General features: G+C 63.4%; 7 protein-coding genes. 2 read left to right on the forward strand and 5 right to left on the reverse strand.

Translation table 11 applies throughout. The annotated features are described in order from the left end of the window. Window positions 1-75: 75 nt before the first annotated feature. Both CcI49_RS28405 and CcI49_RS28410 read left to right on the forward strand, forming a co-directional pair. The gene (locus CcI49_RS28405) at window positions 76-420 is read left to right on the forward strand and encodes a hypothetical protein (protein ID WP_116437524.1); all 345 of its coding nucleotides are present in this window, start codon (window positions 76-78) and stop codon (window positions 418-420) included. A 50-nt stretch (window positions 421-470) separates the two neighbouring features. Continuing rightward, window positions 471-1,451, forward strand: coding sequence for an IS3 family transposase (locus CcI49_RS28410; RefSeq protein ID WP_076831196.1), 981 nt, complete (start codon window positions 471-473; stop codon window positions 1,449-1,451). Between the two features lie 121 nt (window positions 1,452-1,572). Here CcI49_RS28410 and CcI49_RS28415 read toward each other — a convergent pair whose 3' ends face one another. The 5 genes from CcI49_RS28415 to CcI49_RS41710 all read right to left on the reverse strand — a co-directional run bounded on the left by CcI49_RS28415 (window position 1,573) and on the right by CcI49_RS41710 (window position 5,907). Further along, window positions 1,573-2,130, reverse strand: a complete 558-nt coding sequence (locus tag CcI49_RS28415) for a hypothetical protein (RefSeq protein ID WP_158230823.1) — start codon at window positions 2,128-2,130, stop codon at window positions 1,573-1,575. A gap of 103 nt (window positions 2,131-2,233) precedes the next feature. Next, window positions 2,234-2,746 carry a hypothetical protein gene (locus CcI49_RS43615; RefSeq protein WP_241840279.1) on the reverse strand — a complete coding sequence of 171 codons (513 nt, stop codon included), beginning with the start codon at window positions 2,744-2,746 and terminating at the stop codon, window positions 2,234-2,236. Window positions 2,747-2,877: 131 nt separating this feature from the next. Then, window positions 2,878-3,228 carry an SMI1/KNR4 family protein gene (locus tag CcI49_RS41705; RefSeq protein ID WP_131831216.1) on the reverse strand — a complete coding sequence of 117 codons (351 nt, stop codon included), beginning with the start codon at window positions 3,226-3,228 and terminating at the stop codon, window positions 2,878-2,880. Window positions 3,229-3,450: 222 nt separating this feature from the next. Then, window positions 3,451-4,260 (reverse strand): polymorphic toxin-type HINT domain-containing protein, encoded by an 810-nt coding sequence (locus CcI49_RS44245; RefSeq protein WP_076831118.1) that lies wholly within the window; start codon window positions 4,258-4,260, stop codon window positions 3,451-3,453. 870 nt (window positions 4,261-5,130) lie between these two features. Beyond that, complete coding sequence (locus tag CcI49_RS41710) at window positions 5,131-5,907, reverse strand: hypothetical protein (RefSeq protein WP_131831217.1); 777 nt, start codon at window positions 5,905-5,907, stop codon at window positions 5,131-5,133. Window positions 5,908-6,377: the final 470 nt, after the last annotated feature.

Genomic DNA, 6,377 nt, shown 5'->3' on the forward strand with positions numbered 1-6,377 from the left:
GTGGAGTCAGAGTCGCAGGAACGTCCGGGCGGTCCTCCGTCGCGGCGTGATCCAGCGCCGCGGCCGTCGCGGCGGGTGTTCAGCACGGCGTACAAGCTGCGGATCATCGCCGAGTACGAGAACGCCCCACACGGAGAGAAAGGCGCGATCCTGCGCCGGGAGGGCTTGTTCTCCTCACACGTGGTGGAGTGGACCCGGGCCCGGGACGCGGGAGCGCTGGGTGGATCCGGTGGTGCGGCTCGTTCTCCGGAGAAGAAGCCGGGAAAATCAGCGGAGCAGATCGAGCTGGAGAAGCTGCGCAGGGAGAACGAACGACTGAAAGCGAAGCTCRCAACGACTGAAACCGCGCTGGATATCATGGGAAAAGCGCGCGTGCTCTTGGAACAGATCTCCGAGAGCACGGACACCGAGAAGCCGTAGACCAGACCCTGAACGGTGCTTTCGACGAGCTCCGTGCCGCGGGGGTGCCGGTGAAACGGGCCTGCGCATATACGGGCAGGTCGAGGGCGACGCATTACCGTCATACAGCTCCTGGTGGCCGGCTGCACGGCCCGTGGCCGGCGAGGAAGCCGCCACCGGCGGCGTTGAGCGACACCGAACGCGCCCAGGTGCTGGCGGTGCTGGCTCGGGCGGAGTACCAGGATCTGGCGATCCCGCAGGTCTGGGCCCGGGAGCTGGACGCCGGCCGGTACTGGTGCTCGCTGTCCACGATGTACCGGATCGCCCGCGCGGCCGGGCAGACCCGGGAACGCCGCGCGCAGGCGACCCATCCGGCCCGGGTCCGCCCGGAGCTGTCCGCGACCGGACCGGACGAGATCTGGACGTGGGACATCACCGCGTTGAAAGGCCCGACCAAAGGTGTCTGGTACAAGTTGTACGTCATCCTCGATATCTACTCCCGGTATGTGACCGGCTGGCTTGTCGCCGCCGCCGAGGACGCAGTGGTCGCGAAGGACTTCCTCACCGACGCCATCAACCGGAACGGGGCCGCGCCGCGGGCGATCCACGCGGACCGTGGTGGAGCGATGGTCTCAAAACAGGTCTCCGACCTTCTCGTCGAGCTCGGTGTCCACCGGTCACATTCACGGCCACGGACCTCGAATGACAATCCCTATTCCGAGGCGCAGTTCAAGACTCTCAAGTACAGCTACGACTTCCCTGACCGGTTCGGGTCGTTGGCTGATGCCCGTGCCTTCTGCGAGGGGTTCTTCACCGCCTACAACCACGACCATCGCCACTCCGGGATCGGGTTCCACACCCCCGCCTCGGTCCACTTCGGGACCGCCGAGCAGGTCCAGGCCCACCGGCAGGCCACCCTCGACCGCGCCCGCGCGGCGCACCCTGAACGGTTCGCTCGCAGGCCACGGCCGCCCCGGCTACCCGAGACCGTGTGGATCAACCAGCCACTTCCAAGCCAACCGACCAACGATCAACTGTCTCAGTTGACTTGACACCTACCGGCCTGTGTGGGCGAGATGAACGTCTGGCGAGTGGGGGGAAGGCTCTACCCGGACGCCCCGGAGGCCCCACTGGAAGCAGTTCAAGTGGGGCCTCATGCTTTAGAGAACGGCGCTATTTCCGGAGGCCAACACTGTCCTGTTGACTCCAGATGCTGGAGGTCTCCAACGTCATCGTTTGAACCTCCTGAGCCCCAGCAACGAAGACCGCCCACCATAGTTCTTCACACGGAATGTGCGCCTCACCCTTGGTGTCAACCCAGACGCAGACGACCCCGTCATCGACAACGGTAATATCCCACCATGACCATTTCCTGAGATCGGGATCGAAGCAATAGATCCACTCCCCAGCATCCCAGGCACGGTCATCCCTTACCTCTAGGTATCGACTCTTCCCAGCGCTTCCGACAGCATCGCCATATGCCTCATCCTCACTGCCGTCCGACAGATTCAAGAACCAGGATGGGAGCCCATCCTCCGAGACGTCGTCGTGCTCAAAGTCGGCAGCCCTGCAGATCTCGATGGCCGCAGCGATCAGACTCCGGAGGCGCCCCGAATACGCGTCGGCATCCGCTACGGGCCTGACGACCAGCAAGCCAAGGAGGCTGATCGGATCCTCGGAGGGCCGCTGCGCAAGGCGTCGCCCCTCATTCTCAAGATCGCAACGAGTCACCGGGCCTTTCCTAGCCTTAAGTCGACCGGTTGGAACAGCCCACGGCGGCGTAACGCCCGCTCGACCGATGACGCCGACGCCAGATGGTCGCCGACGGCCATCATCACGTGGATCCTCCGGTGTCCCCACGCCGGCCAGTCCGAGGCGTACTTCGCTGCGGCCGACTCCAAGGGGTCCACGACAGTGCCGGCCACGGGCTCTTCCCCGCCGGCGCCCCCACACGTTGCCGGGCCTGGAAAAGGGCGTAGGAACAGCGCGGGATGTCGGGCAGCCGGCAGAACCTCGCGGTCGACATCCCGGCGTCGAGCCTGATCACCTCGATGTCCGCGTAGGGCCCAGCCGGCGCTACGGACTTCTTCCACACCCGGATCTCGATGTGCGCCTCACCGAGCGCGGTCTTGAGTTCCTCGACCTCGGCGGCGAGCGTCTCCTCCCGCGACGACGCCCGCCCGAGGCCGCCGGCGGCCAGGCCCTGATTCCCGGGCTCCAGAAACGCCTGCTTCCCCTTCAACACCGATGTATCCGGCACCAGGTTCCGCTGCGCGGCCTCCATGACCATCACCTCGCCGGCGAGCACCGATGATACAGTCCGGATCTTGCTCTCGACTGGAATCACACCACCGTATCCTGCTCGACTAATACACGGTCACCACCGACTTACAGACAGCGGAGCCGATAACCTTACAGGCCTTCACGCGAAAACCTCTGCCACCTTTCAAGCAAAACCGAATGGATAGATCCTAATAATTACGATGCGAGTCCAAGTTTTTCAAGAAACTCATCAATATCGTCTGCCACGTAGCGCCAGTTGTCGTAGGTTGTCAATTCAACAACCGCCGGTCGACTACAGGAGGCCCGGTAGTCGAGCGCGAAAGGCATATCGGGCCCGAGGTCACCGATAATCAGAGACTGGTGCGGGGTTAGATTTCCGGGAGGCTTCTCTGAATTTTCGACGCCGAGATAGAACTCTTGAAACCCAACTCCCGGGTAACCACTTTGCCATGCCACGGAGGTCGCACGAATCCCGCTCAAGTCGTAGAATTTTGGCCGATCAGGCTCCTCGTAGAATACATTCCGCATCGCCGCCAGCGCGGGCACCTTCCATCTTCCTTCCAGTATTGCGGCAGCGAGAGCCACTGGGAGCGGAAGCCCCGCAATGACAATCCGATCCTCAGGATTCAACGACTCCACGTCCGCCTTCCCATCGTAGCTTCTATTGCTTCCAGTGTCTCAGTTCGCGATCCCGGCGGGGCCATTGGATCCCCGAAGTTGCGCCGGTTGACGCTCCTTGATTTCCATCCGACGGAAAATCCATCCTGTTCAGAGTGGACCGTAAATCCGATCGCCGATCGGGACCCTGCGAAGTCTTCCAATAGAATCTGACCGTGCCCTCCGAATCTCATAACTGAACCCGGAGCCCGGGGGGGTTACATCGTCATCTACGCTCAACCGCAGCACGAGACGTCCATCTACGGGATCGTAAACTCCACTAAATACATCTCCCACGCCGTGAGAGGACAGGGCCGCCGAGTTATCAATACCACTCGCGATGATATTGCAGTTGCTGTTGTGGACGAGGATCGGGGTGTTGCCGGCGAGTACATAGTACGTGTGGAGGTCGGCGATGGTGAGGTTGTAGACGGTGTCGACGCGCTGGTAGGTGTGGGTGGTGGTGATGGTGGTGGGCTGGCCGGTGGGTGTTTGGAGGTGGTCGCCGGTGGTGAGCTGGTCGGCGTTTTCCCAGTGGTGGGTGTCGGGGTTCCAGAAGGGGTGGTGGTTGGTGGCGGTGAGGGTGGCGGGGCCGGTGGGGGTGGTGATGGTGATGTCGACGAGGTGTTTGGTTCCGGTTCCGGTGGTGGGGGGGTGGGGTGTCGCCGATGCAGCGTAGGGGTGGGGCGCATTGGGGGATGGTGTAGGGGGTTTTGGTGCCTGCGTCGAGGTCGGCGTGGAGGCCGGGGCCGCCGCTGTTGGGGTTGGGTCGTGTTCCGCGGTCGCCGGGGATGTTGGTGGGGTTGGTGGCGGAGATGAGGGGGACGTTGAGCCATTCGAGGTTGACGGTTTGCGCGGTCTTTTCCAGAACCGTGACACCGCCACCGCCACCGCCACCGTTTCCGCCTCCGGCGCCTTCACGGGCGGCCGGGTCGGTGGCGGGTTCGTAGGGGAGGTCGTAGACGGGGGTCGCCATGAGGACGACGAAGCCGAGGGTGAGTACGGCGACTGTTCCACCGGCGGCGACGCGTCCGACCGTGCTGGCGGTTCGGCCCACGACACCGGCTGTTTCCTCGACGATGTGGATGCCGGTTCGTCCGACTTTTTCAGTGCCCTCGGCAAGGAATTCGCCTGCTTTTCCGACCGTGCCCTCGAGCGCGGATTGGAGGCTCTGCAACCCGCTCGGCAAGCCGAGGTAGCCCGAAGGGTCGTTGTAGGCCAGCGGGTTGGCGTTGGCGGTCGAGGAGTTCGGATAGTCCGGCCTGCTTGACCAGCGCACCATCGGGGCCAGCCCCGCGCAGCCGATCAGGTTAGGGTCGTGGAACCGCGCGTGCGTTCTCGACGCTGCATTCGACAACCGCACGTGCGAAGTGCCCTCTCGACCTGGCGGACGGAAGCGCAAGAGAACTCCCATCCTCCCAGCTCGGGGGGCACTTCCACGTTCAGGAACCCCAGTAGATGGCAATAGGCGGCGGTGCATCCAGGCTAAGGAAGCTCAATCTACCGGAATTTCGGATGGTCGGATCGTCAGGGTCGGCTGCCGGCCCGGAGCCGCTGCGAGAACGACGGCCTTCCGCAATTCTCCGATATGCGCGGTGGCCTCGTCTACCGTAAAGTGGCCGTCTGTCACGCGTGGGGGGTTTACATGCCCGTAGGCTCCACCCGGTTGCAGCTGGACACCCACACCGAAAGTGTGGACGCACACGATTCGCACCTCAACCACACTCCCGACCAATTCAATGCCAATCTCCCCCCATTGCTCGGAAGGTAGTTCGTGGATATCTTGAAGTTCTACCATGGCGCGTAGATCCATTCCCTGGATACCGTCAGTCGATTGAATGTATCAATTTGCTCGTAAGGTATCTCCCATTCGCGCCCGGGACCTCCTTCGTAAGGGTATCCTGTGCCAAAGTTTTCCTCGAAATCCGGTCGCCTAAACGTAAACTTAATATAACCGTCTTCGTGTGTGCCGACTGAGTAGTCAGCATAGCGTAGTGCCACATCTTGAGTCCCCACATACGCACGACCGTTGCCATACTCATGGCGGGTTGGGTTGAGTCCGTTGGCAAGTTCGTCCGGCCCGTTCCCCCGCTGTGGAGCGCGGTACACGTGCACCAGGTCATCGGTTTCACAGTCGCGCGCCGGGGCCGATGACCTCCTGCAAGATTCTTCATCATTGTCTCGCTGGTCGCCGGGTTGTTTGGGTTGGCAGGTGTTGTTGAGGGTGGTGCCGCCGGGTTCGGTGTCGGCGCAGTTGTCCGGTCCCTGGTTTTCGAGGAGTTCTCGGCCGAGTTCCTTGAGGGCTTCTTTGCCGAGTCCTTTGAGGCGGTTCGGGTTCTGGTTGGTGTTGTTGGGGGTGTCGCCGATGCAGCGTAGGGGTGGTTTGCACTGGGGGATCTGGAACGGCTGTGTGGTGCCGTTGTCGAGGTCGGCTTGGAGGCCGGGTCCGCCGCTGTTGCTGTTGGCGCGTGCGGGTCTGGCTGCGGGGATGTTGGTGGGGTCGGTGGCGGAGATGAGGGGGGCGTTGAGCCATTCCAGGTTGATCTTGTCGGCGGCGACTGCGGCCACCGGCGGCGGGGCCGCCGCCTGATGCGACGGGTCGTGGTGTGATGCGGGGCGGGTCGTTACGGGGAAGCGGCTGCGGGTTCGATGCTTCGGGAAGTGTGTCGATGACGGGTTCGGGGGCTACGGTGGCGGTTTCGCGGAGGATGTCGGTGTACCAGCCGTAGGTTGATCCGACGCCTGCCGCGGCTCCGGCTCCGGCTCGTGCCTGGGGTGCTGTGTCGGCGGGGGCGTCGTTGTCGTACAGCCAGTCGTTGACCTTGCGACCGACGTAGACCCCCGTCGCCACGGTTGCGCCGATGGCCGCGGCTCCGAGGACGACCTCACCGACACCTGGCACAACTACCAGGGCAGCAAGCAAACCGAAGGCGTAGCCGGTGGGGTCGTTGTAGGCCAGCGGGTTGGCGCCGGCGTAGGTGTAGCGGTTGATGGACGCGGAGCCGCCGAAGGGGACGTCCATCGGGTCGCGGGAGGTG

Source organism: Frankia sp. CcI49 (genome assembly GCF_001983215.1).
Taxonomy (GTDB): domain Bacteria; phylum Actinomycetota; class Actinomycetes; order Frankiales; family Frankiaceae; genus Parafrankia; species Parafrankia irregularis.